This is a genomic window from Acidovorax sp. IB03, from assembly GCF_016406015.1.
GTDB classification, from domain to species: Bacteria; Pseudomonadota; Gammaproteobacteria; order Burkholderiales; family Burkholderiaceae_C; genus Acidovorax; species Acidovorax temperans.
Map to the genome: position 1 here is coordinate 1 of NZ_JAEFCH010000028.1, position 23,987 is coordinate 23,987.

24 protein-coding genes are annotated in these 23,987 nt (G+C 63.5%); 9 read left to right on the forward strand and 15 right to left on the reverse strand.

Annotated features, from left to right (window positions below):
• Positions 1–52 precede the first annotated feature (52 nt).
• Both IHV84_RS14385 and IHV84_RS14390 read right to left on the reverse strand, forming a co-directional pair.
• The gene (locus IHV84_RS14385) at positions 53–1,147 is read right to left on the reverse strand and encodes a GGDEF domain-containing protein (protein WP_198847377.1); all 1,095 of its coding nucleotides are present in this window, start codon (positions 1,145–1,147) and stop codon (positions 53–55) included.
• Positions 1,148–1,423: 276 nt separating this feature from the next.
• Positions 1,424–2,062 carry an MBL fold metallo-hydrolase gene (locus IHV84_RS14390; RefSeq protein WP_066698166.1) on the reverse strand — a complete coding sequence of 213 codons (639 nt, stop codon included), beginning with the start codon at positions 2,060–2,062 and terminating at the stop codon, positions 1,424–1,426.
• Positions 2,063–2,175: 113 nt separating this feature from the next.
• Between IHV84_RS14390 and IHV84_RS14395 the strand changes: the two genes are divergently transcribed.
• Positions 2,176–2,511 (forward strand): SMR family transporter, encoded by a 336-nt coding sequence (locus IHV84_RS14395; protein ID WP_067512681.1) that lies wholly within the window; start codon positions 2,176–2,178, stop codon positions 2,509–2,511.
• Positions 2,512–2,987: 476 nt separating this feature from the next.
• Complete coding sequence (locus IHV84_RS14400) at positions 2,988–3,287, forward strand: antibiotic biosynthesis monooxygenase (RefSeq protein WP_198847378.1); 300 nt, start codon at positions 2,988–2,990, stop codon at positions 3,285–3,287.
• A 132-nt stretch (positions 3,288–3,419) separates the two neighbouring features.
• On the opposite strand, the gene IHV84_RS14405 is transcribed toward IHV84_RS14400, so the two are convergent.
• From IHV84_RS14405 to lhpI, 3 genes are all read right to left on the reverse strand, one after another.
• The gene (locus tag IHV84_RS14405) at positions 3,420–4,544 is read right to left on the reverse strand and encodes a branched-chain amino acid ABC transporter substrate-binding protein (protein ID WP_198847379.1); all 1,125 of its coding nucleotides are present in this window, start codon (positions 4,542–4,544) and stop codon (positions 3,420–3,422) included.
• An 87-nt stretch (positions 4,545–4,631) separates the two neighbouring features.
• Positions 4,632–5,639: a trans-3-hydroxy-L-proline dehydratase gene (gene lhpH / locus IHV84_RS14410; protein WP_044395330.1), complete on the reverse strand. Its 1,008-nt coding sequence runs from the start codon at positions 5,637–5,639 to the stop codon at positions 4,632–4,634.
• A gap of 29 nt (positions 5,640–5,668) precedes the next feature.
• Positions 5,669–6,610 (reverse strand): bifunctional Delta(1)-pyrroline-2-carboxylate/Delta(1)-piperideine-2-carboxylate reductase, encoded by a 942-nt coding sequence (lhpI, locus tag IHV84_RS14415; protein WP_198847380.1) that lies wholly within the window; start codon positions 6,608–6,610, stop codon positions 5,669–5,671.
• A 346-nt stretch (positions 6,611–6,956) separates the two neighbouring features.
• Here lhpI and IHV84_RS14420 point away from each other — a divergent pair, with 346 nt between their 5' ends.
• Positions 6,957–7,679, forward strand: coding sequence for a FadR/GntR family transcriptional regulator (locus IHV84_RS14420; protein ID WP_198847381.1), 723 nt, complete (start codon positions 6,957–6,959; stop codon positions 7,677–7,679).
• A 6-nt stretch (positions 7,680–7,685) separates the two neighbouring features.
• Here the strand turns inward: IHV84_RS14420 and IHV84_RS14425 are convergent, their stop codons facing one another.
• The 3 genes from IHV84_RS14425 to IHV84_RS14430 are packed head-to-tail and all read right to left on the reverse strand — an operon-like array spanning position 7,686 to position 10,459.
• Complete coding sequence (locus IHV84_RS14425; protein ID WP_370541291.1) at positions 7,686–8,939, reverse strand: GspE/PulE family protein; 1,254 nt, start codon at positions 8,937–8,939, stop codon at positions 7,686–7,688.
• Between the two features lie 41 nt (positions 8,940–8,980).
• Positions 8,981–9,634, reverse strand: coding sequence for a hypothetical protein (locus IHV84_RS20495; protein ID WP_233100032.1), 654 nt, complete (start codon positions 9,632–9,634; stop codon positions 8,981–8,983).
• A 9-nt stretch (positions 9,635–9,643) separates the two neighbouring features.
• On the reverse strand, positions 9,644–10,459 hold the full coding sequence (locus IHV84_RS14430; RefSeq protein WP_233100033.1) for an exodeoxyribonuclease III: 816 nt from the start codon (positions 10,457–10,459) through the stop codon (positions 9,644–9,646).
• On the opposite strand from IHV84_RS14430, the gene pyrE reads away from it, so the two are divergent.
• Positions 10,458–11,156, forward strand: coding sequence for an orotate phosphoribosyltransferase (gene pyrE / locus IHV84_RS14435; RefSeq protein WP_044395409.1), 699 nt, complete (start codon positions 10,458–10,460; stop codon positions 11,154–11,156). The two genes, IHV84_RS14430 and pyrE, sit on opposite strands and share 2 nt — an antisense overlap.
• Before the next feature lie 5 nt (positions 11,157–11,161).
• Positions 11,162–11,860 carry a DUF4124 domain-containing protein gene (locus IHV84_RS14440; protein ID WP_198847383.1) on the forward strand — a complete coding sequence of 233 codons (699 nt, stop codon included), beginning with the start codon at positions 11,162–11,164 and terminating at the stop codon, positions 11,858–11,860.
• Positions 11,861–11,966: 106 nt separating this feature from the next.
• Here the strand turns inward: IHV84_RS14440 and gatB are convergent, their stop codons facing one another.
• From gatB to gatC, 3 genes are all read right to left on the reverse strand, one after another.
• Complete coding sequence (gene gatB / locus IHV84_RS14445) at positions 11,967–13,415, reverse strand: Asp-tRNA(Asn)/Glu-tRNA(Gln) amidotransferase subunit GatB (protein WP_066692079.1); 1,449 nt, start codon at positions 13,413–13,415, stop codon at positions 11,967–11,969.
• 109 nt (positions 13,416–13,524) lie between these two features.
• Entirely contained in the window at positions 13,525–15,018 is a 1,494-nt protein-coding gene (gatA, locus tag IHV84_RS14450) for an Asp-tRNA(Asn)/Glu-tRNA(Gln) amidotransferase subunit GatA (RefSeq protein WP_198847384.1), read from the reverse strand.
• 8 nt (positions 15,019–15,026) lie between these two features.
• On the reverse strand, positions 15,027–15,326 hold the full coding sequence (gatC, locus tag IHV84_RS14455) for an Asp-tRNA(Asn)/Glu-tRNA(Gln) amidotransferase subunit GatC (protein ID WP_044395341.1): 300 nt from the start codon (positions 15,324–15,326) through the stop codon (positions 15,027–15,029).
• Positions 15,327–15,543: 217 nt separating this feature from the next.
• Between gatC and IHV84_RS14460 the strand changes: the two genes are divergently transcribed.
• The 4 genes from IHV84_RS14460 (at position 15,544) to mrdA (ending at position 20,252) form a co-directional block, all read left to right on the forward strand.
• Positions 15,544–16,587 carry a rod shape-determining protein gene (locus tag IHV84_RS14460; protein ID WP_066694837.1) on the forward strand — a complete coding sequence of 348 codons (1,044 nt, stop codon included), beginning with the start codon at positions 15,544–15,546 and terminating at the stop codon, positions 16,585–16,587.
• Positions 16,588–16,716: 129 nt separating this feature from the next.
• On the forward strand, positions 16,717–17,634 hold the full coding sequence (gene mreC, locus IHV84_RS14465; protein WP_198847385.1) for a rod shape-determining protein MreC: 918 nt from the start codon (positions 16,717–16,719) through the stop codon (positions 17,632–17,634).
• Positions 17,635–17,689: 55 nt separating this feature from the next.
• Positions 17,690–18,208: a rod shape-determining protein MreD gene (mreD, locus tag IHV84_RS14470; protein ID WP_198847386.1), complete on the forward strand. Its 519-nt coding sequence runs from the start codon at positions 17,690–17,692 to the stop codon at positions 18,206–18,208.
• A 103-nt stretch (positions 18,209–18,311) separates the two neighbouring features.
• Positions 18,312–20,252, forward strand: coding sequence for a penicillin-binding protein 2 (gene mrdA / locus IHV84_RS14475; protein ID WP_066694831.1), 1,941 nt, complete (start codon positions 18,312–18,314; stop codon positions 20,250–20,252).
• A gap of 180 nt (positions 20,253–20,432) precedes the next feature.
• On the opposite strand, the gene IHV84_RS14480 is transcribed toward mrdA, so the two are convergent.
• The 4 genes from IHV84_RS14480 to IHV84_RS14495 form a co-directional block, all read right to left on the reverse strand.
• A complete protein-coding gene (locus IHV84_RS14480) occupies positions 20,433–21,341 on the reverse strand; it encodes a DMT family transporter (RefSeq protein ID WP_198847387.1) in 909 nt (302 codons plus the stop codon).
• 85 nt (positions 21,342–21,426) lie between these two features.
• Entirely contained in the window at positions 21,427–22,179 is a 753-nt protein-coding gene (locus tag IHV84_RS14485) for an amino acid ABC transporter ATP-binding protein (RefSeq protein WP_044395355.1), read from the reverse strand.
• Positions 22,176–22,958 (reverse strand): amino acid ABC transporter permease, encoded by a 783-nt coding sequence (locus IHV84_RS14490; protein ID WP_044395356.1) that lies wholly within the window; start codon positions 22,956–22,958, stop codon positions 22,176–22,178. Before IHV84_RS14490 ends, IHV84_RS14485 begins: the two co-directional genes overlap by 4 nt.
• 195 nt (positions 22,959–23,153) lie before the next feature.
• Positions 23,154–23,915: an ABC transporter substrate-binding protein gene (locus tag IHV84_RS14495; RefSeq protein ID WP_044395358.1), complete on the reverse strand. Its 762-nt coding sequence runs from the start codon at positions 23,913–23,915 to the stop codon at positions 23,154–23,156.
• Positions 23,916–23,987 lie beyond the last annotated feature (72 nt).

The following is a 23,987-nucleotide window of genomic DNA, read 5'->3' on the forward strand; positions in this document are numbered from 1 at the left end:
TTGGCAGCAGTGAGTGAGGGCTTGGCTTATTCGGGGCGTCCATATAAGGTTCTTACTGGTCTTCTGCCAGCGTGACGCGGTTGCGCCCGTTGTCTTTGCTGGCGTACAGCGCCTGATCGGCGCGGGCGGTGGCGGCTTGCAGGTCGTCCAGGCACCGCACGCTGCTCACCCCGAACGAAATGGTCACGCGCACCTGGGTGTTGGTGTCACTCACCCTCAGTGTGAACGCCTCCACGGCCTCGCGGATGCGCTCGGCCGCTTCCAGCGCGGCGGTGGGCGAGGTGCGCGGCAACAGTGCCAGAAACTCTTCGCCGCCCCAGCGGGCCAGCAGGTCGCCTGCGCGCATGTTCTGGGTCATGATCTTCGCCGTGGCCTGCAGCACCTGGTCGCCTACGGCGTGCCCGTGCGTGTCGTTCACCTGTTTGAAGTGGTCGATGTCGCACAGCAGCAGGGCCACGGGCTCCTGGGCTCGCTCGCACGCTGCCAGCGTGTGCCGGGCCTGGCTCTGGAAATGGCTGCGGTTGTACAGGCCGGTCAGGCCGTCCAGCGTCGCCATCTTGAGTAGCTTGTTTTCGGCAATCACGATGGTGCGCCGGTAATGGCCCGCCAGGGCTGCCGACAACGCAAACGCAATGCAGATGTGGATCCAGTTGACGATCTGCTGGCCCTTGCCAGCCAGTGGGGCCAGCGTGCCCCAGTGATTGCACAGCGCCCACAGCCCCAGGTAGTAGGCCAGCAGCGCCACCACAAACGGCACCGCGTAGCGGCCCGCATTGGCGACCACGATGGCGGGCACAAACAGCAACAGGTAGTAGTGAAAGCCGCTTTCCCAGCCAATCAGCAGCGAACCCAGGGCCGTGTGCGCAGCCACCTCCAACCAGATCAGAGTGAGCCCCCAGGCATTTTTGCGGTGCCGGATGAGCGCGTAGGCTGTCAGATACAGCGCAATGCTGCCCACATTGACCAGCGTGAGCGGCCACGACCCCAGCCACATAAACAGCGCGATGTAGCCCACATCAATGCACGCTGCGGTGAGCACCAGCCGCCGCACCATGGCCCAGTAGGCTTTACCCGCCAGGCTGGAGCCGCGCGGCGTGGCGGGGCTGGACCATGCCAGGTCGGCAGACGGCAGTGCAGCAGAGTTCATGGGATCGGCCCTGTTAGCCCGGCGGGCGTCGGAAATCGTAATTATGCTTACAAATTGATACTTGGGGGTGCTATGCGCTCCAAAGAGTCCTGCGCGCGTTCGGTGCACATGCGGGCAACCCGCCAGGGGCTTGAGTGAACGGCGCAGGTTATTGGAGTTTTGCTATTAAAGTAATAGCTGCTGGCGCTTTCACATCAAGCGCTGGAGGCCATTTTCATTAAAACACCCCAGCCGCTGGCGCAACGCGGGGTGGCCCTTGAAGTGCGTCGCTGCGAATCAGGTGTTGCCCACGTAGGGGTTGCTGCGGCGCTCGCGTCCGAAGGTGCTTTCGGGGCCATGGCCCGGAATGAACACGGTCTGGTCGCCCATGGGCCACAGGCGCTGGGTGATGCTGTCGATGAGCTGCTCATGGTTGCCCTGCGGGAAATCGGTGCGCCCAATGCTGCCGGCAAACAGCACATCGCCCACAAAGGCGCGGTCGATCTGCGGCGCATGGAACACCACATGCCCCGGCGTGTGGCCGGGGCAGTGGCGCACATTCAGCGTCTCATTGCCCACTTGCACCGTGTCGCCGTCGTGCAGCCAGCGTGTGGGCGTGAAGTGCTGCGCGGGCGGAAAGCCGAACATCGCGCTTTGCTGCGGCAGCCCGTCAATCCAGAACTGATCGCCCGGGTGCGGCCCCACGATGGGCAACTGCAAGCGCTGGGCCAACTCGCCCGTGCCGCCCGCATGGTCGATATGGGCGTGCGTGAGCCAGATCTGGCCCAGCGTGAGCCCCAGGCGATCCACCTCGCCCAGCAGCACATCGAGGTCGCCCCCCGGGTCAATCACCGCGGCCTGGCGCGTGGCATCGCACCACACGATGGAGGCGTTTTGCTGGAAGGGGGTAACGGGAACGGTGAGGTAATGCAGCATGGTGGTGATTATTGGTGGTTGCCAAGCCTGTGTGTCTCGTTGTCTGAAAACGAGTGCGGGCCCAAAGCCCCTATTTTTAAGCGGGAGTGGGCAGTGCTCTGGAGAATCAGACCATGTCTAAACCTTACCTTTTTCTGGCCGTTGCCATCCTCTGCGAGGTCATCGCCACCAGCGCAATGAAGTCGTCACACGGCTTTACCAGGCTGGTGCCCAGCATCTTCACCGTGCTCATGTATTGCGTGTCTTTCTATGCGCTGTCCCAAACGTTGGCTGTCATCCCCACCGGCATCGCCTATGCGATCTGGTCAGGGGTGGGCATTGTCCTGATCTCACTGGTTGGCTGGATCGTTTTTCAACAAACGCTGGATGCCCCGGCGCTGATCGGCATGGGCTTGATATGCGCAGGTGTCGTGGTCATCAATGTCTTTTCCAAGGCCACTGCGCACTGAGATTGAGGTGTGGGTTCTCGGCTTCAGGCTGACTGCAGTCAGTCAACTCAAAAGTGGCGCTATCGACCCCTTGCTGCCATGCGACACTCAATGAGCAGCGACTGCTTGTGACCAGATTGAACCCTCCTCAAAACCAGGGCGGTTCAGGATCGGTTGTCGTGGTACCCGGGATGTCTGCTATGTACGGAAAACCGGTAGTTCGGCCTACCGCAACTTACTTCCGCAATCGCTGCATGAGCGACCTTCAAGCTGCTTTAACCAATATCGTCTCCCGACCCATCGGGGTCACCCGCCAAATACCACGCCTTTTTGAGAGAGCTGCAACAGGCTGACGCGACCTGGTCGCAGTTGTGACGGCTCTCTTGTCAAATCGCACCGCCATGTCGCGTTGGCGCAGTGGATGTTTTGAATCGGTATTCCTGCAGAGCCGCTGCGTTGGAGCAAAATCACCCGCGATAACCAACCGAGCATGACCCATGATCACAGAAATCGCTGAATTCAAGATCCGCCCCGAGGACCGCACGGCTTTCCTGGAGGCCATCAACCGGGCTGCCGTCGCCTTTCTGGCCAAGTCAGAGGGCTACCTGGGCCACTCGATCTACGCCAGCCAGGAGAGCCCTGGCCGCGTGGTGCTGCAGGTGCAATGGGCGTCGTTGGAAGCTCACACGGTGGGCTTTCGCCAGTCGCCCGCGTTTGCCCAGTGGCGCGAAGTCATTGGCCCGTTTTTCCAGTCGCCGCCCAACGTTGAGCACTTCGACGACGTGACAGCTCCGTAAGCTGGCCTGTCAATCCCCGTTGTGTGAGTTCTGCCAGCCGCTGGCTTCAGGCTGCAGGGCATGCATGAAAAAAGCCCCTGCCGGTGCACACCGGCAGGGGCTTTGACGTTTGGGCCCTGAACGCGTGGGCGATCAGAGGCTCTTGAGCGGCACGACGTCCTTGCCCTTGAAGGTGTAGACCGTGACCGCCGACGACTTCAGGTCGTGCTTGGCGTCGTACGAGAACTCGCCTGTCACGCCAGCGTACTTGCCGTTGGCGATGGCCTGCACAACCTTCTTGGTGTCGGTCGATTGGGTGGACTCGATGGCGGCAGCCAGCATGTGCATGCCGTCATAGAAGGCGGCGGCGTAGGTCAGCGGGTCGCGCTTGTACTCGGCGCGGTAGAGCTGTGCAAACTTCTGGCCCTTGTCGCTGCGGTCCAGCATGGAGCCACCCTGGGTGCAGAAGGTGTTCAGGTCGCCAGAGATTTGCGACAGGTTGGCTGTTTCGGACGAGCAGATGCCGTCACCGCCCAGCAGTGGGCCGGAGATGCCCAGTGCGCGCATTTGCTTGAGCAGCGGGCCGCCCTGGGGCGAGTAGCCGCCGTAGAACACGGCATCGGCCTTGGAGGCGCGGATATTGGTCAGGATGGAACTGAAGTCTGTGGCCTTGTCGGTGGTGAATTCAGAGGCCACCACTTTCACGCCCAGGCGCTTGGCTTGTTCGGTGAACTCGCGCGCCACGCCCTGGCCGTAGGCGGTGCGGTCATCGATCACGGCCACGGTCTTGATCTTCAGGTCCTGGGCGGCGTAGGTCGCCATCTTGGTGCCCAGCTGGTTGTCGCTGGCGCCAATGCGGAACAGGTTGTTGTAGCCCATCTCGGTGATCTTGGGGTTCGAGGCCACGGTCAGCACCACGATGTCCGAGTCGTTCAGCACGCGGGCTGCGGGCATGGTCACGCCCGAGTTGTAGGGGCCCATGACGAACTTGATCTTCTTGTCGGACAGCGACTGGGCAATCTGCACGCCTTGCTTGGGGTCTGCGCCGTCGTCGTTGATGTCCAGTTCAAACACCACGGGCTTGCCGCCAATCTTCACGCCCTTGGCGTTGATTTCCTTGATGGCCAGCAGCACGCCGTCGCGGTTGTCCACGCCGTTGGCGGCCTGGGGGCCGGTCACGGGGCTCATGAAGCCCACGCGGATACGTTCTTGTGCCTGGGCCGTCATGGCCGCCAGACCCAATGCCAGTGCGGTCAAGCTGAATGCAATTTTTTTCATGGTGATGTCCTAAAGAATGAGTAGAGATGGGGCGCGAAGATCAATGCACCTGGTGCCCCGTCAGGCGTTGGAGTTGGATGGCTGGCGTTAGCGCACAAGAAAACCGTTTCTCAGCGGGTCTCGGGCGTCCAGTACCCAGTTGCAAAACCCTGCAATGTAGGCGGTGCCAGAGATTTCAGGGATGACCGCAGCAAAGTCGCCCACTTGGGTTTCTTGCAGCACACGGCCTTGGAACACGGTGCCGATCACGGATTCATTGACCAGCACATCGTCCTTACCCAGCAGGCCGCGCAGGTAAAGCTGTGCCACGCGCCCGCCCGTGCCCGAGCCGGTGGGGGAACGGTCTACCTCCCGGTCTGCAAACACGCAGCAGTTGGCCTGTGTGGAGCCGGGATGGCGCGGGGCTCCATCAATGATGGTGCCGTAGATGTGGTTGATTTCCGGGATGTGCGGGTGCACCACCGGGAAGGCGGCGTTGGCGGCGGCTTTCACCTCAGCGCCAAACTGCTTCAGGGTGTCGATGGAAGACTCGCGGATTTCGAGGCCATGGGGCTGAGCGCTGGTGTAGAAGTAGAAGGCGCCGCCATAGGCAATGTCACCCGTCACCTCTCCAAAACTGGGCGTGGTGACTGTGACGTCGCGCCGGTAAATGAACGAGGGCACGTTGACGAAGCGCACGCCGTTGGCATGGGCTCCATCCCACTGCACAAAGGCTTCGATGAAGCCGCAGGGCGCATCGATGCCCACCCGTGTCTCGGGCTCGGTGCGTTGCACCCAGCCCAGCTCGACCGCCGCGGTGGCCAGGGCGATCACGCCATGCCCGCAGTGGTCGCTGTATCCCTCGTTGTGCAAGAAGATGACGCCAAAGTCTGCTGTGGGGGAGACGGGAGGGGTGAGGTAACCGCCGTACATGTCGGCGTGCCCACGGGGCTCGAACATCAGCGCCTGGCGGATGTCATCGGCATGCTCCAGCAGCCACGCGCGGCGCTCCACGATGGAGTGGCCGGGTAGCTTGGGAAGGCCCGAGGTGACGATGCGAAACGGCTCTCCGCCGGTGTGCACTTCCACAGTGCTGATGGTGCGTGTGATCTGCATGGTGAATGTCGGGTAATGCCGCAGTGATGTCAGGCGATGCCCAGCGACGCAAGGGCCACGCGCGCGGCGGCCAAGTCCCATGCGGCGGTGCCTACGCTCTTGAAGACAAACGCCTGCGAGCGGTCGGGCTCTTCGCGCACCAGCTGCGCCAGGGCGTGCACGCGGCTCCACTCCACTCCTGCGCGCAGCAAGTCGCCAGCCTCGTGGCGTGCGCCAGCCGGGTCGTCGGCGTACAGCACGCTGCCGTCCAGTGTGGTTTTGCCGATCTCGGCCATTTCGGGTTTGAAAGCACCTACGCCCACCACGATCCGGCCGACCTGTGGCGGCTCGTCGTACACCGGTTCAGTGGCTGTGGTCAGGGTGATGACGGCATCAACGCCTTCAGGGATTCCCGCAGGGCAAGCCCGTACCGTGCCGGGCTCTGCAAACTCGGCGCACAGCGCCTGGGCAGTGGCGGCCTGGCGGCTACGGACCCACACGGTGCAGTCGGGGTACAGGTCTTGCAGGGCTTGAATGTGGTGCCTGGCTTGCACGCCAGTGCCGATGAGCAGAACCTGCCGGGGTGCGTGGCCCAGCAGCCGATGGATGGCGACCATCGATACGGCCGCAGTGCGCCGCCCGGTGACCACGGGGCCGTCCAGCTGGCACAGCGGTTGGCCGGTGGCGGCTGCGCACACGGTCACGATGCCGTGGATGGTGGGCAGCTTCAATGCAGCGTTACCAGGGTGCACATTGACCAGCTTGTGGATGCCAATGTCGTGCGAGGTGGCTGGCATGCTCAGCATCACCCCGCCTTGGCCCATGGGCACCACCATGCGCTCGGGGCTCAGGATCTTGCCTTCGCGGTACTCCACGGCCGCAGTTTCAATCGCCTTCGTCAGCGCAGCAAAAGGCAGTGCCCGTGCGGTGGCCTCTGCATCGCACACGGGCAGACGGTGGCTGGGCGAAGCCGTGGAAGTCGAGGCGGTCATGGGTGGATCCGATCTTGGAGGGCGGCGGCAGCTTGAAGTCGTGCCGCGGTGAAGCGTCACAGGGCGCTTCAGTGAATCAATGGCAAATTGGTTTTTTAGCACCCACTTGGGTCAGGTCAGCGTTTTACGGCTTGCTGTGCGTCAAAGTGGGTCAATTGCGACAAGTTATGGCGAAGTTCGCTTGAATGTTGGGCAAATTGTCTTGATTCGGTGATGAAGCAATCCCTAGGGTTAGTCCCTAAATTAGCGGATATTTCGCCACAGTGATGGAGCTACTGCAGAAAATACATTGGTCTAATTGGTGACTTCTTTCTACAATTTTCGAAGCAGATCGGAAAAATTGGTAATGAATACTGACCATTCAGCGGATGAATTTCGGCCCCGGCAGATTTACGAGCAGGTGGCCGAGCGCATACGCAGTTCGATCCTGAGTGGGGCGTTTCCGGCAGGATCGCGGCTTCCGTCCGAGCGGGAGCTGGCCCAGCGGCTGGGCGTGAGCCGCCCTGCGGTGCGGGAAGCCATTGGGGCGCTGCAAAACCTGGGTTTGGTGGTTACCCGTCATGGCTCGGGCACCTATGTCACGGCCCAGGGTGGGGATGCGGGAGACACGCAGACCACAGGCGGGCCGTCAGACTTCAGCCCGCTGAGCATTCTGGAAGTGCGTTTGCTCTTCGAACCCGCCTTGGCGCGGCGTGCGGCCCGCGGCGGCAAGCGGGATGCAGCCGCCGAGGAATATCTGCGGCGCATGTCAGAGGTGCGGGACCTGAGCGACCCGCAGCAGCAAGCTTTGTGGTCGGAGTGCGACCGGCTGTTTCACCGGCAGATTGCCCTGATGGGTGGTGACGCCCTGTGGGTCAGAATGGCCGACGAAATCGCCCGCAGCATGGACCAGTCCCTGTGGCGCAGGCTGTGCGGCGACGGCATTTGCGACCCCGAGCGCATCCCTCTGTATGTGGCCGAGCACCGGCTGATCTATGAAGCCATCGTCACCGGCGACGAGGACGCCGCCGCTTTTCTGGTGGAGCGCCATCTGCAGCGCGTGCGCAAGGACATTTCCACGCGCGAATAGGACGCGTCAGAGGTTGCTGGCTGCCAGCACCTCCGACATGTCGGTCAAGCCGTGCAGCACTTTTTCAATGCCGTCCTGGCGCAGGGTCAGCATGCCGGCCGCCAAGGCAGTCTGGCGGATTTCTGCGGCCGAGGCGCGGCGGCGTATGTGCTGGCGGATGGCCTCGTCGCTGAGCATCAATTCATGGATGCCCATGCGCCCGCGGTAGCCGTGGCCCTCGCACTCCTGGCAACCTACGCGGCGCCAGAGCTGCAATTCGCCAGAACCCGTGCCGTAGTTCTTGCGCCAGCGCTGGACCAGCGCCGCACGGCCTTCGGGGCTGTTGCCCGAGCCGCTGGGCAGGTACTGCCATGCCATGTCCAGCAGCGTTTCGTCGTCTGCCACCACGGGTTCGCGGCAAGCCTTGCACAGGCGCCGCACCAGGCGCTGCGCAAGGATGGCGAGCAGCGAATCCGAGAAGTTGAACGGGTCCAGGCCGATCTCCAGCAGCCGTGCAATGCTCTCGGGTGCCGAATTGGTGTGCAGGGTGGAGAGCACCAGATGCCCTGTGAGCGATGCTTCAATGGCGATGCGCGAGGTTTCCTCGTCGCGCATTTCGCCGATCATGATGACGTCTGGGTCCGCGCGTAAAAACGTGCGCATCGCGGCCGCAAAGGTCCAGCCGATGCGCGGGTTGACCTGCACCTGGCGCAGACCACTCTGGGTGATTTCGATCGGGTCCTCGGCCGTCCAGATTTTGCGGCCTGCGGTGTTGATGTCGCTGATGACCGAGTGCAGCGTGGTGGTCTTGCCGCAGCCCGTAGGCCCCACCACCAGCACCAGGCCGTAAGGCTTGCGCACCATGTCACGCATGGCCTTCAGGTTGGTCGGTGTGAGCCCGATGGCATCCAGCGGCAAGGGCTTGGCGCCTGCCAGCAGCCGCAGCACCACATCCTCCAGACCGCGCGAAGTGGGCACCGTGACGACCCGCAGCTCCACTGGTGGGCCTCCGAAGCGAGAGAAATCGATCTTGCCATCCTGGGGCTTGCGGTGCTCCGAGATGTCCATGTTGGCCATGATCTTGATGCGGGCCACCAAGGCATAGCGAAAGCGCGCGGGCAATTCCAGGTGGGGCACCAAATCACCATCAATGCGCAAGCGAATGCGCACATTCAGGGGCGCGGGCTCGGTTTCGATGTGGATGTCGGAGGCACGGTGGGCAATGGCTTCGTTGATGACCGAGTTGATCAGCCGCACCAGCGTGTTGTCCGACTCACTCACCACATCGGTATCAGCCGTCTGGCTGTCTGGGGCCGAGTCGTTCAGGTCCTGCGCCAGTTCTTGCGATGTGGCGCGTGCGGTGGGCGCACGCCGTCTTTGGTTCCACCAGCGACGATTTTTCCCCGTGGTGCATCAGAGGCATCGCCTGGGTGAACGCTGTAGGCCTTGGCGATGGCAGGAGCCAAGGTACCCGGCGCAGCTTTGATGGGAATCAGCCGCCGTTGGGTCAGAAAGCGCAGCTCGCTGAGCAGCATCCGGTCGTACGGGTCAGCCATGAGCAGCGCCAAGGATTCGTCGCGCACCAGCAGGGGCAGCACCGATTCGCGCTCAGCCACGGTGCGGGGCACCAAGGCCAGGGCGTCAGGCTCTGGCTGCAGGCGGGTGGGGTCGACCATGTACTCGCCCAGCCAGGTGGAAATCACTTGCCGCAATTGGTCCTGGCTCAGGTCATGCTGCTCCACCAGGATCTGGCCAATTGGGCGTGCGTTCCCTTTGTCACGTTCCTCTTGCTGGGTCTGCAAGCTGCTGGCCAGCGCGGCCGGCGTGATCAGCCCGGCGTGCAGCAGCGCCTCCCCCAAATGGCGGGCCTTGCCGATAGCCGGGTGCGGCGTAGAAAGCAGCATCCACAAGGCATCGGTGCTTGGTGGCTGGATGCATTGGGGCAGTGAGTCCTCAGTGTCTTTGGGGTAGGGCATGGCAGAGGGTCAGAGCGCGAACTCGTATTCCACAGTGATGGGCGCGTGGTCTGAAAACTTCTCGCCCTTGTAAATGGACTCTGTGCGCGCCAGTGCCGCCATGGCGGGTGTGGCCAAGTGGTAATCCAGCCGCCAACCCACGTTGTTGGCATACGCCTGGCCCCGGTTGCTCCACCAGGTGTAGGCCGTGTCGGTGGTGGTAGGTTGTAACTGACGGTAAACGTCCACCAACCCGCCGCCTTCGCCACTTGTGTCTAACAGTTTTGTCATCCAGGCACGCTCTTCCGGCAGGAAACCGCTGTTTTTCTGGTTGCTGCGCCAGTTCTTCAGGTCGATGTTCTGGTGGGCAATGTTCACGTCGCCGCACAAGATGAACTCTCGCTGTGCCTTCAGTTGTAACAGATGGGGGTAGAACTCGGCCAGGAAGCGGAACTTGGCCTGCTGGCGTTCCTCGCCGGAGGAGCCGCTGGGGAAATAGGCGCTCACGATCGACATCTTTCTCGATGGCGTGTCAAAGCGCAGCTCTACATACCGGCCTTCGGCGTCAAATTCGGGCGAGTTGTAGCCCACCACCACTTCCGATGGTTCGTGGCGCGTGTAGATGCCCACGCCCGAATACCCCTTCTTCTGCGCAAAATGAAAGTGGCCCTTCAGCCCTGCCAGCACTTCGAAACGGCTGGCAATATCTGCCGCCTGGGCTTTGACCTCCTGCACACAAATACAATCCGGCCGCGTGGTGGCGATCCAGCTCTCCACGCCTTTGCTGGTGGCGGACCGAATGCCATTGAGGTTGAGGCTGGTTAATTTGAACAAGGAATTTCCCATGGTGGATGTTGGCGTGCAGGCCCCGAACGACGGCGTTTTGGCGCAGGATTTCGTACGTTTCGCCGTTGAATCGGGCGTTTTGCGGTTCGGGGAGTTCAAGACCAAAGCAGGTCGGATGAGCCCGTATTTCTTCAATGCGGGCCTGTTTGACGACGGAGCCAAGCTGGGCCGTCTCGCAGAATTCTATGCAAAAGCCCTGCTGGCCAGTGGTATCGAATTCGACATGATTTTTGGCCCCGCCTACAAGGGGATTCCGCTGGCCGCCACGGTGGCTGTGGAGCTGGCCCGCCTGGGGCGCAATGTGCCCTTTGCCTACAACCGCAAGGAAGCCAAGGACCACGGCGAAGGCGGCACGCTGGTGGGCGCGCCCCTCAAGGGCCGGGTGTTGATCGTTGACGATGTGATGTCGGCAGGCACTGCCGCGCGGGAGTCCATCGCCCTGATCAAGGCCGCCGGGGCCACACCGCACGCCGTGGCCATTGCGCTGGACCGCCAGGAGAAAGCCACCGAGAACGGGGTGGACGTGGAGCACAGCGCGGTGCAGTACGTGCGCAACCAGCTGGGCATGCAGGTGTGTGCCATTGCCAAGCTGGCAGATTTATTGCTTTATCTCTCTAAAAATGGGGGGGCGGAGATGCGCGTCCATCACGAGCGGGTCTTTGCATATCGCCAAAAATATGGCGTGACTGAAGGATAAGGAACTTGAAACAATGGGCTGCAAGTGCAGGGGGCGTAGCGCTGTGGGCAGGGCTCACGGCGGTTGCCTGTGCACAGGCGCCTGCCGCAGGGCAGGGTATCTACACCTGCGTTGACAAGCACGGGCGCCGCATCACGGCGGACCGTCCCATCCAGGAATGTCTCGACCGCGAGCAGCGGGAGTTGAGTCCTTCGGGGATCACCCGTCGCCAGATTGGTCCTTCGCTGTCCGACACCGAGCGTGCGGCCCTGGAAGCCCAGCAGCGCAAAGAGGCTGAAGAGCGCGTGCGGGCCATCGAAGAAAAGCGCCGCGAGCGCGCGCTGGTGGCTCGCTATCCCGACAAGGCCACCCACGACATCGAGCGCAATGCCGCCTTGCTGATCGTGGACGAAGTGACGGCCACCGCCGAGAAGCGCATTGTTGAGCTGCGTGAGCAGCGCAAGAAGCTGGACGTGGAGATGGAGTTCTACAAAAAGGACCCCAACAAGGCGCCCATGTCCTTGCGTCGCCAGATCGGTGAGAACGAAGACGGCGTTGCCGAGCTGCAGCGCTTCATCGCCGGCCAGGAACAGGAAAAGCGCAAGGTGCACCAGAAGTTCGATACCGAACTGGCCAAGCTCAAAGTGCTGTGGGAAATCCACAAACCCGTGAGCCTGCCCGCAGCCTCTGGCACGCAATCTGGCGCGGCTTCCACCGTTCGCTGATTGCGCACAGCCCAACAAAAAGCCCCTCTGGGATGAGACCCGAGGGGCTTTTTCAATGGTGCGGCAAGGCCAGGGCTCGGTTGTGCCCCAACCCTATGCACGGCACTCAGGCCGACAGCTTGGCCCGCAGCAAATCGTTGACCTGCTGAGGGTTCGCCTTGCCCTTGCTGGCCTTCATGATCTGGCCCACCAGTGCGTTGAATGCCTTGTCCTTGCCTGCGCGGAACTGGGCCACGTTGTCGGCGTTGGCGGCAATCACCTCGTCGATGATCTTCTCCAGCGCGCCGGAGTCGTTCATCTGCTTGAGGCCCTTGGCTTCGATGATGGCGTCCACATCGGCCGACTCGCCCGTCCACAGCGCATCAAACACCTGCTTGGCTGCGTTGTTGGAGATGGTGCCGTCGGCAATGCGCGCAATCATGGCGGCGAGCTGAGCGGCAGTCACTGGCGCTGACTCAATGCTGGTTTCGCCCGCATTCAGGCGGCGCGACAGCTCGCCCATGATCCAGTTGCTGGCCAGCTTGGCCTGGCCGCAGGCCTTGGCTGTGGCTTCAAAGTAGGCCGCCATGGCCTTGCTCTGCGTGAGCGTGGTCGCGTCGTACTCGGGCAGCCCGTAGTCGGCCACAAAGCGGGCCGCCATGCTGCGGGGCAGCTCGGCCATCTGGGCGCGCTGCTCGTCGATCCAGGCTTGCGAGATCTGCAGTGGTGGCAGGTCTGGGTCGGGGAAGTAGCGGTAATCGGCCGCATCTTCCTTGGTGCGCATGGCGCGGGTTTCGCCCGTGTCGGGGTCGAACAGCACGGTGGCCTGCTGGATGGCGTGGCCGTCTTCGATCTGCTCGATCTGCCAGCGGATTTCGTAGTCAATCGCCTGCTGCATGAACTTGAACGAGTTCAGGTTCTTGATCTCGCGGCGCGTGCCCAGCGGTGCCCCAGGCTTGCGCACCGACACGTTGGCGTCGCAGCGGAAGCTGCCTTCTTGCATGTTGCCGTCGCAGATGCCGATCCAGGTCACGATCTTGTGCAGCTCTTTGGCGTACGCCACGGCTTCTTCGCTGCTGCGGATGTCGGGCTCGGTCACGATCTCCAGCAGCGGCGTGCCCGCGCGGTTCAGGTCGATGCCGCTTTGGCCAATGAAGTCTTCGTGCAGCGACTTGCCCGCGTCTTCTTCCAGGTGGGCGCGCACCAGGCGCACGGTCTTCTTCTCGTCACCCAGGAAGAACGACACCTCGCCGCCTTGCACCACCGGGATTTCAAACTGGCTGATCTGGTAACCCTTGGGCAGGTCGGGGTAGAAGTAATTTTTGCGCGCAAAAATGCTTTCTGGCGCAATGTGGGAGCCGAGGGCCAGTCCTAATTTGATAGCGCACTCGACGGCCTTGCGGTTCATCACCGGCAGGGTGCCGGGCAATGCCAGGTCCACTGGGCTGGCCTGGGTGTTGGGCTCGGCGCCAAAAGCGGTGGGCGAGCGGCTGAAAATCTTGCTCTGCGTGGCCAGTTGGGCGTGGGTTTCAAAGCCGATGACGACTTCGTAACCGTGGATCAGTTTGGCAGACATGGATCTGTCCTTGCTATTAATAAGAGAGCTGTCTGCGCTTATCGTTTGCCGGGTTGAAGGACATTTGTACCTAAAACCTATTCAAACCAAGCGCAGGCAGCTATGAATTTCAGAGTGGGCTGCGCAGGTGGAAATCAGTGGCCTGCTGCAGGCGGTGCGCGGCGTTCAGCAGCCGCGCCTCCTGGAAGTAGTTGCCGATCAGTTGCAGCCCCACGGGCATACCGCCCTCGCCAAAGCCTGCGGGCACGCTCATGCCGGGCAAACCGGCCAGCGATGCGGGCAGGGTGAAGATGTCGGCCAGGTAGTCGGCCAGCGGGTCGCTGCCGTGCTCGCCCAGCTTCCAGGCCACCGTGGGGGCCACGGGGCCAGCGATCACGTCGCATTCTTTGAAAGCGTTCTGGAAGTCGTCGGCGATCATGCGGCGGATCTTCTGCGCCTGCAGGTAGTAAGCGTCGTAGTAGCCGTGGCTCAGCACATAGGCGCCGATCATGATGCGGCGCTTGACCTCGTCACCAAAGCCTTCGGCGCGGGTCTTCTTGTACATGTCCACCAGGTCGGTGTAGTCCTTGGCACGGTGGCCGAACTTCACGCCGTCAAAGCGGGAGAGGTTGGACGACGCTTCGGCGGGCGCGATGATGTAGTACACCGGGATGGACAGCTCGGTGCGCGGCAGGCTGATGGGCACCAGCTTGGCACCGAGCTTTTCGTATTCCTTCAGGGCGCCGTCTACGGCCGCGCGCACATCGGGGGCCAGACCTTCGCCAAAGAACTCAGCGGGGATACCGATGCGCAGACCGTCGATGCTGTCATTGAGCTTGGCGCTGAAGTTTTCGGCGGGCACGTCCAGACTGGTGGAGTCGCGGTCCGGGTCGGGGCCGCACATGGCCGACAGCAGCAGGGCGCAGTCTTCGGCGCTGCGGGCCATGGGGCCCGCCTGGTCGAGGCTGGAGGCGAAAGCAATCATGCCGTAACGGCTGGCGCGGCCGTAGGTCGGCTTGATGCCGGTGATGCCGCAGAACGAGGCGGGCTGGCGGATGGAGCCGCCGGTGTCGGTGCCGGTGACGGCAGGTGCCAGGCGCGCGGCCACGGCCACGGCGCTGCCGCCGGACGAGCCGCCAGGAATGCGGTCGGTGGCCCAGGGGTTGCGCACGGGGGCCGGGGCATCAAAGCCCACGGGGGCGACGGCCGAGTTTTCGTTGGCCGAGCCCATGGCGAACTCGTCGCAGTTGAGCTTGCCCAAGGTCACGGCGCCGGCTTCTGCCAGCTTGGTGACCACGGTGGCGTCAAACGGCGACTGGTAGCCCGCCAGCATCTTGGAGCCTGCGGTGCTAGGGAAGGCCTGGGTGACGAAGATGTCCTTGTGTGCAATTGGCACGCCTTCGAGCGCGCCTGCCGTGCCGGCGGCAATGCGGGCGTCAGCGGCCCGGGCCTGGGCCAGGGTGGCGTCTTCGTTCAGGGCCACGTAGGCGCCCAGGTTCTGGTGGGCCTTGGCGCGGGCCAGGAAATGCTGTGCGGCTTCGACGGCAGAGAATTGCTTGCCGCGCAGGCCCGCAGCCAGTTCGACCACGCTCAGGTCGTGCAATGCGGTGGTGTTCAGGGTCATGGCGGGGCTCACTCGATCACTTTGGGCACCAGGAACAGGCCGCGCTCTACAGCGGGGGCGCTCTTCTGGTTGGCTTCGCGGTTGTTGGGCTCGCTGGCGATGTCATCGCGCAGGCGCAAGGCCACCGGCTGGATGGCTGCCACGGGGTGGGCCAACGGCTCAATCCCTTGGGTATCCACAGCCCGCATTTGCTCCACCACGTCGAAAAAACCGTTCAATTGCGTGAGCATGCGCTCACTTTCTTGAGGGGTAAGCTCCAGTCGCGCCAAATTGGCGATGCGACCAATGTCCTGAGGGGTCAGTGCCATAAGGAAAGTATTTGTCGGGATACCAGATGTAAAGCTGTGATCCGGGTCATGCCGGAAGGAGTTATTCACAGGGGATGGGGTATTATCCCGGCTTTGCCGCATTACCCTTTTTTCAGCCGGTCATTGCGCGAAAAAAGCGATATTTGCCCCCCCCCACTCCCTGACACACCCGGCGACGGCAGGCCGACGCGCATGCCGTGCCTGAGAGGATTTTTGAATGTTCGGAGCTTTCCGTCGGTATTTCTCCACCGACCTTGCCATTGACCTTGGCACGGCCAACACCCTCATCTTCGCACGCGACAAAGGCATCGTTCTGGACGAGCCCTCCGTGGTTGCCATTCGCCACGAAGGCGGCCCCCATGGCAAGAAGGTGATCCAGGCCGTGGGCCGCGAAGCCAAGGCCATGCTGGGCAAGGTGCCCGGCAACATCGAAGCCATCCGCCCGATGAAAGACGGCGTGATCGCCGACTTCGTGATCACCGAACAGATGATCAAGCAGTTCATCAAGATGGTGCATCCCCGCTCGGTGCTGACGCCCAGCCCCCGCATCATCATCTGCGTGCCCTGCGGTTCGACCCAGGTCGAACGCCGCGCCATCAAGGACGCGGCCGAGGCAGCTGGCGCCACAGCGGTGTACCTGATCGAAGAACCCATGGCCGCCGGCATTGGCGCCGGCCTGCCCGTGTCGGAGGCTTCGGGCTCCATGGTGGTGGACATTGGCGGCGGCACCACCGAGGTGGGCGTGATCTCGCTGGGCGGCATGGTCTACAAGGGCAGCGTGCGCGTAGGTGGCGACAAGTTCGACGAAGCCATCATCAACTACATCCGTCGCAACTACGGCATGCTGATCGGTGAACCCACGGCCGAAGCCATCAAGAAGAACATCGGCTCTGCCTTCCCAGGCTCGGAAGTCAAGGAGATGGAAGTCAAGGGCCGTAACCTGTCCGAAGGCGTGCCACGCAGTTTCACCATCTCGTCCAACGAGGTGCTGGAAGCCCTGACCGAGCCGCTCAATCAGATCGTTTCTGCCGTGAAGAACGCGCTGGAGCAAACCCCGCCCGAACTGGGCGCCGACATTTCTGACCGCGGCATGATGCTTACGGGCGGCGGTGCACTGCTGCGCGATCTGGACCGTCTGCTGTCCGAAGAAACCGGCCTGCCCGTGCTGGTGGCCGAAGACCCGCTGACCTGCGTGGTGCGCGGCTGCGGCATTGCGCTGGAGCGCATGGACCGTCTGGGCAGCATCTTCACCAGCGAGTAATTTCTCAGTGCCAGGGCCGCCCCGGTGGGGCGCTCTGGTCAATGCGGCATGATCGCTGATGCTTCAATGCTTTGTGAATCCACTGCAGTGATTCAACCCCTACGCGACCATTCCTGAGCACTGCCCTCTATGCCCCTGGGAACCTTAGAGCGCAGTGCGCCCCCGTTGTTCAAGCAAGGCCCTTCGGCCTTGTCGCGTTTTGCCGCCTTCAGCGCCCTGGCCTTGTTCCTCATGGTGGCCGACACCCGTTTCCAGATCGCCGGGCCGGTGCGCCAGGCGATTGGCACGGTGCTGTACCCCGTGCAATGGCTCATGCTGCAGCCGGTGGAATGGTCTCGGCATGGCTCTGGTTACTTCCAGTCGCTGCAGTCGGCCCAGGCCGCGGCCGATGCTGCCGCCCAGAAACTTGTCGTGGTGTCGCAGCAAGCCCACCAGGCGGAGCAACTGGCCCAGGAAAACATACGACTGCGCAAACTGCTGGAACTGCGTGACCGCCTGGACACGCCAGCGCAGGCCGCCCAGGTGATTTACGACACTGCAGACGCCTTCACCCGCCGCGTGGTCATCGACCAGGGGCAGGTGCATGGGGTGGAGCAGGGGGTGCCCGTCATGGACGAAGGCGGTGTGCTTGGGCAGGTTACCCGCGTCTTTCCGCTGGTGAGCGAAGTGACGCTACTGGTAGACCGTGACCAGGCCATTCCCGTGCTCAACCTGCGCACGGGTGCGCGAGCGGTGGCCTACGGCGACCCTACGGCTGAGCATGGCGGCGGGATCGAGTTGCGATTCATCCAGGCCAATGCCGACGTGCGCGAAGGCGACTTGCTCACCACCAGTGGTGTGGACGGCGTGTACCCACCGGGCCTGCCCGTAGCGCGGGTGGCCCATGTGGAGCGGCGTGCCGACTCTGCATTTGCCCGCATCTATTGCCAGCCCCTGGCCCAGGTGCAGGGGGTTCGCCATGTGGTGGTGCTCAAGCCGCTGACCGACCACCTGCCACCGCGCCCCCAGCCCGCCCAGGCAGAGCACGGCAAGAGGGCGCGCAAATGATGCAGCGCCGCCAGCCATTGCGTTGCGCGCGCCCAGCCTGCACAGGGGAGTCCGCATGATCATGCCGCGTGGGCAGCAACTGCTGCTGCCAGTCAACCCCGCGTTCATTGCCGTCAGCTTGCTGATCGGCCTGGCCATCAATCTCGTGCCACTGGGGCGCTGGGTGTGGCTGCCAGATTTTTTGATGGTGCTGATCGTCTTCTGGGGCGTGCACCAGCCCCTGCGCACGGGCATGGGCGTGGCGTTTGCCTTGGGGCTTTGCATGGACGTAGGGCAGTCGGCCCTGCTGGGGCAGCATGCCCTGGTGTACACCGTGCTTTCGTACAGCGCGATTGCCATGCACCGCCGCCTGCTGTGGTTCAGCGGGCCAGCGCAGGCGCTGCAGGTGTTTCCGCTGTTTGCCTTGGCGCATGGCATCGAAGTGGTGCTGCGCTTGCTGGCAGGTGGCACGTTTCCGGGGTTCTGGGTGTTGCTCGCGCCGGTGCTGGAATTGGCCCTGTGGCCGCTGGCCAGCTGGATGCTGCTGGCGCCCCAGCGCCGCCCCCCGGACCGCGACGAGAACCGCCCCCTGTGACCATGGCGAGTGCAGGCCAGCCACGACTGCCGTGCCCCGGACTGTGCACCGGTGCGGCCCCTGTTGCGCCCGTGCGGCGTGACCACGCCGGAGTGCGCCAGCCATGACCGAAATTCGCAACGTGGCGGCCGATGCCTCGCGCCTGCGCCTGCGGGTGCTGGCGGTGGGGCTGGTGGTGTTCCTGGCGTTCTGCCTGATCGTGGCGCGCCTGGTGTTTTTGCAGGTGGTGCGCCACGAAGATCTGGCGGCCCAGGCAGAGAGCAACCGCACGGCCGTGGTGCCCATCGTGCCCAACCGCGGGCTGATCCTGGACCGCAACGGCGTGGTGCTGGCCACCAACTACGCGGCCTACACGCTGGAGATCACCCCTTCGCGCGCCGCACCGCTCGAAGAAACCATTGACCAGCTCTCCAAGGTGGTGGACATCCACCAGCGCGACCGCCGCCGCTTCAAGCGGCTGCTGGAAGAGTCGCGCAACTTTGAATCGCTGCCCATCCGTACCCGGCTGACCGATGAGGAAGTGGCGCGCTTTGCCGCGCAGCAGTACCGCTTCCCTGGCGTGGAGATCAAGGCCCGGCTGTTCCGCAACTACCCCCTGGGCGAAATCGGCAGCCACGCGATTGGCTACATCGGCCGCATCAACCAGAACGAGAAGCAGCGCATTCAGGACGCAGACGACGAGGCCAACTACCGGGGCACCGAATACATCGGCAAGCTGGGCGTGGAGCAAAGCTTTGAAACCGCCCTGCACGGCATCACCGGCGTGGAGCAGATGGAGACATCGGCCGGCGGGCGCGCCGTGCGCAAGCTGGCCAGCCGCCCCGCCACGCCCGGCAAGAGCGTGATGATCTCGCTGGACATCAAGCTGCAGAAGATGGTGGAAGACCTGTTTGGTGACCGCCGAGGCGCTCTGGTGGCCATTGACCCGCGCAACGGCGAAGTGCTGGCGCTGGTGAGCAAGCCCACGTTCGACCCCAACCTGTTTGTCGAAGGCATCGACGTGGAGAACTGGACCGCGCTCAACGAGTCCATCGACAAACCCCTGCTCAACCGCGCCCTGCGGGGTCTTTACCCACCCGGCTCCACCTACAAGCCCTTCATGGCGCTGGCCGCGCTGGAGCTGAACAAGCGCTCGCCCAGCATGATCGTGAGCGACCCCGGCTACTACAACTTTGGCGGCCGCACCTTCCGCAGCCACGAAGGCGGCCTGGGCGCGCTCGACATGCACCGCGCCATCCAGTTCTCCAGCAACACCTACTTTTACTCGCTGGCCGTGGAGATGGGCGTGGACGCCATCCACGATTTCATGAAGCCCCTGACCTTCGGGCAGACCACGGGCATTGACCTGAACGGCGAGGTGCGCGGCACCCTGCCCAGCACCGAATGGAAGCGCAACACCTACAAGCGGCCTGAGATGAAGCGCTGGTTTCCTGGGGAAACCGTCTCGCTCGGCATTGGCCAGGGTTACAACAATTTCACCATGCTGCAACTGGCCGTGGCCCAGGCCACCCTGGCCAACGGCGGCACGCGCTACACGCCCCACCTCATCAAGGCTGTGAAAGACACAGTGACGGGCGAGCTGAGCCCCGTGCCCCAGCCGCCAGGCCAAGACCTGGGCTACAAGCCCAAGAACGTGGAGATCGTGCGCAACGCCCTGATTGCGGTGAACAAGGGCGGCACGGGCACCCGGGTGTTCGCGGGCGCGCCCTATTCCTCTGCCGGCAAGACCGGTACCGCGCAGGCCGTGAGCCTGGGCCAGAACGTGAAGTACAACGCCAAGCTGCTGGAAGAACACCAGCGCGACCACTCGCTCTATGCCGCGTTTGCCCCTGCCGAAGCGCCCGAAATTGCAGTGGCGGTGATTGTGGAAAACGCAGGCTTTGGTGCCGCCCACGCGGCCCCTATCGCGCGGCGCGTGTTCGACTACTGGCTGCTGGGCGATTACCCCAGCGAAGAAGACATCGCGGCCGTGCGCAAGGGCCAGGCGTCTGCCCCGCTGGGCAAGCCGCGCAAGGCGGCAGACATTGTGCTGCCCACTCCCTGAGTTTTGCTATCAAATTGTGAGCTGCTTGCGCTTGTGGAATAAGCGCTAGGGCCACTTTTGGTATGAAGTCTGGTGCAGTGCCTGTGGCCGTGCAGGGCCCTGTGGCATACCCTGTTCCCCGCATCTCCCAGCCTGCGCCGCAGTATCAGCGCGCATTGGCGCAGCCGCCAGCGCTCTCGCTTAGGCCTTCTCTGGCTGGGCTGGCGGGGTAGCGGCCGCACTGGCAGGCTGCAACTGGCTCACCACCAGCGCGGTCACGATCAGGGCCGCCCCTCCCACGCCCGCCCAGCCCAGGCTTTCACCCAGAAGGAACCAGGCCGTCAGCGACGCAAACACAGGCTCCAGACCAAACACAATCGCGCTGCGCATGGCGTCCACGCGCTGCTGGCCCCAGGCCTGCAGGCTCACCACCACCACGCTGGCCAGCAGGCCCAGGTACAGCAGCGCCAGCCAGGCTGTGTTGTCCAGCCGGGTGAGGCCGGGCAGCCAGTCCATGTGACCATCGCGCCCCCACAGCAGGGCTGTGGAGGCCACGCACATCACCAGCGCCTGTGCGGCAGCCATGCGCGTGGCGCGCAGAGGTGCAGCGCTGGTGCGGCGCGAGCATTCTTCCAGCGCCAGGATGTACAGCGCGTAGAACACCGTGCTGGCCAGGGTGAGCGTATCGCCCAGGTTCCATGGCTCGTTTTCATGGAACATCAGCGCCATGCCCGCAAACGCCATGGCGCACGCCGCCCACAGTTGCCAGCCGTAGCGGCGGCCCAGCGCCAGCATGGCAATCAAGGGCACCACCAGCACGTTCAGCCCGGTCACAAACGCGTTGCGGTTGCTGCTGGTGCGCGCCAGCCCTTCGATCTGCAGCCAGAACGCGAGGAACAGCAACAGACCCAGCGCCGTGCCCCAACGCCGTTCATTGCGGTGCATGCCCAGCCACAGGGGCAGCAACACCACCAGCGCAATCGCAAAGCGCAGCCAGATGATCTGCAGCGCATCGAGCTGCGCTGACAGCAGCTTCATGGCGGGGAAGGTGGTGCCCCACACTACGGTGACGATGAGCAGGGCGATCAGGCCCGAGCGTTCAGTGCGCATGGCTAACGACTCCAGAACAAAACCAAAAAAAAGAAAAAGGCCCCCGGTTGCCCGGCGGCCTTGCGGCTGATGCGCGGGCTAAGGGCTAGTGGCTGACCTGACCGAGGAATGCTCGGATGCGGTCGTTGGCCGGGTTGCTGAAGAACTCCTTGGGTGGCGCGTCGTGCGCGATGCGGCCCTGGTCGAAGAACATCACGCGATCGGCCACCTCGCGGGCAAAGCCCATTTCGTGGGTCACGACGATCATCGTCATGCCGCCGCGCGCCAGGCTGCGCATCACGTCCAGCACTTCCTTGACCATTTCGGGGTCGAGTGCCGAGGTGGGCTCGTCAAACAGCATCACTTTGGGCTGCATGGCCAGGGCGCGGGCAATGGCCACCCGCTGCTGCTGTCCGCCCGACAGTTGCCAAGGGTACTTGTGGGCGTGGTCTTGCATGCCCACGCGGCGCAGCAACTGCATGGCCTCTTCGTTGGCTTGCGCGCGCGGCGTGTGGCGAATGCGGCGGGGTGCCAGCGTCACGTTGTCCAGCACGCTCATGTGGCCGAACAGGTTGAACTGCTGGAACACCATGCCCACTTCGCAACGCTGGCGCTGCAGCGTGGCCAGGTCGTCGCACACATCGACGCCATCGATCGTGATGCGCCCGCTGTCATGGGGCTCCAGCCGGTTGATCGCGCGCAGCAGCGTGCTCTTGCCGGAGCCGGAGGCGCCGATGATGACCGTGACCTCGCCCGTGTGGAACACGGTGGACACGTCCTTGAGCACCTGGTGTGTGCCAAACGACTTGCACACGCGCTCGGCCACGATGTAGGGCTTGGGTTGGGCGTTGGAGTTCATTGGTTGCGGCCCTCCACGTCAAAGCGGTACTCGACCGCGTTCGAAATCTGCGTGACCAGCGTGGTGAGCAGCAGGTAGGTGACGGCCACCGTGGTCAGCGTGGCGATGGGCTGGAAGGTGGCCGACTGGATGCGGTTGCCCACATTGGTCAGCTCCACCACGCCGATGGCGTAGGCCAGCGAAGAATCCTTGAGCAGCGCCACAAAGTTGCTGACCAGCGGCGGCAGCGAGATCTTGAACGCCTGGGGGAACACCACGTCCAGGAACACATGCGTGCGGCCCAGGCCCAGGGCTTTGGCGGCCTCGGTCTGCCCGCGCGGCACAGCCAGCAGGCCAGCGCGCAGGGCTTCGGCGTTGTAGGCTCCCACGTTCAGACCCAGAGCCACCACGGCGGCGGCGAAGTCGGGCAGGTTCAGGCCCGGCACCAGCACCGGCAGGGCAAAGTACACGAACAGGATCTGCACCAGCAGCGGCGTGCCGCGGATGGCCCAGATGTAGAAGCTGGCAACCCAGCGCACAGCCACCCAGCGGGCAGTGCGGGCCAGAGCCGCCACGGTGCCCAGCACCAGGCCGACTGCGCCACTGACGAGCGTGAGCCACAGGGTGGTGCGGGCGCCATCAGAGAAGGCTTGGGCGTTGGAGCCAATGGGCTCGGGAAGGAACGAGAGCACCTGGCCCAGGAGCGACAGGGCCAGCACCATGAGCACCAGCGCGGCGACAAGGGTGGCATTGCTGCGCTGCTGGCGGGACCAGGTTTGCGGCCAGAGGGCGATAAGCATGAATGAAATGACCGTTCGGTCTCAGTTCTGGATCAGTTCAGCGGCAGGCTCTGCGCACCGAAGGTGCCGAGTGTGCCAGCAAAAACAAAAGGTGCGCAGGGGGCAAGCCCCCTGCGCACCCCGGGGTGTCTGCCAGTGAAGGGCAGCGTGTGCGCCACGCCAGCCCCTCATCCGGCAGCCCCTTGTGCTTGCAGATCAGTTGCAGCGCACGTCTTCGTTGAAGTACTTCTTGGACACGGCGGCGTAGCTGCCATCGGCCAGCACTTCGGCGAAGGCCTTGTTCCAGGCTTCGGTCAGGCTGGTGTTGCCCAGGGCCATGGCGGGGGCAATGCGCTCGATGAACAGCATGTCGCCCAGCTTGAAGCCGGCCTTGGCGTTCTTGGCCGCGGCTTCCTTGGCCACGAACTTGTCGCTCACCCAGGCGTCCACGCGCTTGGAGATCAGGGCGCGCTGGGCGTCGGTGTCTTGGGGGAAGTTCTTCACTTCCTTCACGCCCGCGAGCTTTTGCACGTTCGTGAGGTAGCTGGTGCCGGTTTGCACGGCTACCACCTTGCCAGTCAGGTCCGCAGCGGTGCGGATCTTGGCGTCCATCGCCACGATCATGCCGCCCGAGCAGTAGTGGGGGTTGGCAAAGGTCACGGCCTTGGCGCGCTCTTCGGTCACGCCGTGCGAGGCGATCACGACATCCCAGCGGTTTTGGGCCAGGCCGGTCAGCAGGGCGTCAAAGCCCAGGGTCTTCCACTCCAGCTTCAGGCCCATCTTCTTGACGACCAGCTCCGCCACTTCGACTTCAAAGCCCGTCAGCTGGGTGCCCTTGAAGTAGTTGAAGGGAGCGAACTGGCCTTCGGTGGCGACGATGATCTTGCCGTCTTTCTTGACTTCGTCGAGCGTGCGGGCTTGGGCGACGAAGGCGGCGCACAGCGCCACAGCGGTAACAACGGTCTTCAACAGTTTCATGGCAAGATCCTGCAGGGGTAGTTTCAGGTACAAAAAAATCCGACATGCAGGTGGGCAAGCCGGAAGCGGAAA

What these genes read in the sequence shown, in the direction of transcription:
- gatB (WP_066692079.1), bottom strand. Translation starts at nt 13,415, where the DNA reads ATGTCTGCCAAACTGATCCACGGTTACGAAGTCGTCATCGGCTTTGAA.
- IHV84_RS14400 (WP_198847378.1), top strand. Translation starts at nt 2,988, where the DNA reads ATGATCACAGAAATCGCTGAATTCAAGATCCGCCCCGAGGACCGCACG.
- IHV84_RS14495 (WP_044395358.1), bottom strand. Translation starts at nt 23,915, where the DNA reads ATGAAACTGTTGAAGACCGTTGTTACCGCTGTGGCGCTGTGCGCCGCC.
- lhpI (WP_198847380.1), bottom strand. Translation starts at nt 6,610, where the DNA reads ATGACCGCCTCGACTTCCACGGCTTCGCCCAGCCACCGTCTGCCCGTG.
- IHV84_RS14480 (WP_198847387.1), bottom strand. Translation starts at nt 21,341, where the DNA reads ATGCGCACTGAACGCTCGGGCCTGATCGCCCTGCTCATCGTCACCGTA.
- IHV84_RS14405 (WP_198847379.1), bottom strand. Translation starts at nt 4,544, where the DNA reads ATGAAAAAAATTGCATTCAGCTTGACCGCACTGGCATTGGGTCTGGCG.
- gatC (WP_044395341.1), bottom strand. Translation starts at nt 15,326, where the DNA reads ATGGCACTGACCCCTCAGGACATTGGTCGCATCGCCAATTTGGCGCGA.
- IHV84_RS14485 (WP_044395355.1), bottom strand. Translation starts at nt 22,179, where the DNA reads ATGAACTCCAACGCCCAACCCAAGCCCTACATCGTGGCCGAGCGCGTG.
- IHV84_RS20495 (WP_233100032.1), bottom strand. Translation starts at nt 9,634, where the DNA reads ATGCCCTACCCCAAAGACACTGAGGACTCACTGCCCCAATGCATCCAG.
- IHV84_RS14390 (WP_066698166.1), bottom strand. Translation starts at nt 2,062, where the DNA reads ATGCTGCATTACCTCACCGTTCCCGTTACCCCCTTCCAGCAAAACGCC.
- IHV84_RS14490 (WP_044395356.1), bottom strand. Translation starts at nt 22,958, where the DNA reads ATGCTTATCGCCCTCTGGCCGCAAACCTGGTCCCGCCAGCAGCGCAGC.
- mrdA (WP_066694831.1), top strand. Translation starts at nt 18,312, where the DNA reads ATGACCGAAATTCGCAACGTGGCGGCCGATGCCTCGCGCCTGCGCCTG.
- IHV84_RS14460 (WP_066694837.1), top strand. Translation starts at nt 15,544, where the DNA reads ATGTTCGGAGCTTTCCGTCGGTATTTCTCCACCGACCTTGCCATTGAC.
- mreD (WP_198847386.1), top strand. Translation starts at nt 17,690, where the DNA reads ATGATCATGCCGCGTGGGCAGCAACTGCTGCTGCCAGTCAACCCCGCG.
- IHV84_RS14430 (WP_233100033.1), bottom strand. Translation starts at nt 10,459, where the DNA reads ATGGGAAATTCCTTGTTCAAATTAACCAGCCTCAACCTCAATGGCATT.
- IHV84_RS14385 (WP_198847377.1), bottom strand. Translation starts at nt 1,147, where the DNA reads ATGAACTCTGCTGCACTGCCGTCTGCCGACCTGGCATGGTCCAGCCCC.
- IHV84_RS14395 (WP_067512681.1), top strand. Translation starts at nt 2,176, where the DNA reads ATGTCTAAACCTTACCTTTTTCTGGCCGTTGCCATCCTCTGCGAGGTC.
- lhpH (WP_044395330.1), bottom strand. Translation starts at nt 5,639, where the DNA reads ATGCAGATCACACGCACCATCAGCACTGTGGAAGTGCACACCGGCGGA.
- mreC (WP_198847385.1), top strand. Translation starts at nt 16,717, where the DNA reads ATGCCCCTGGGAACCTTAGAGCGCAGTGCGCCCCCGTTGTTCAAGCAA.
- pyrE (WP_044395409.1), top strand. Translation starts at nt 10,458, where the DNA reads ATGGTGGATGTTGGCGTGCAGGCCCCGAACGACGGCGTTTTGGCGCAG.
- gatA (WP_198847384.1), bottom strand. Translation starts at nt 15,018, where the DNA reads ATGACCCTGAACACCACCGCATTGCACGACCTGAGCGTGGTCGAACTG.
- IHV84_RS14420 (WP_198847381.1), top strand. Translation starts at nt 6,957, where the DNA reads ATGAATACTGACCATTCAGCGGATGAATTTCGGCCCCGGCAGATTTAC.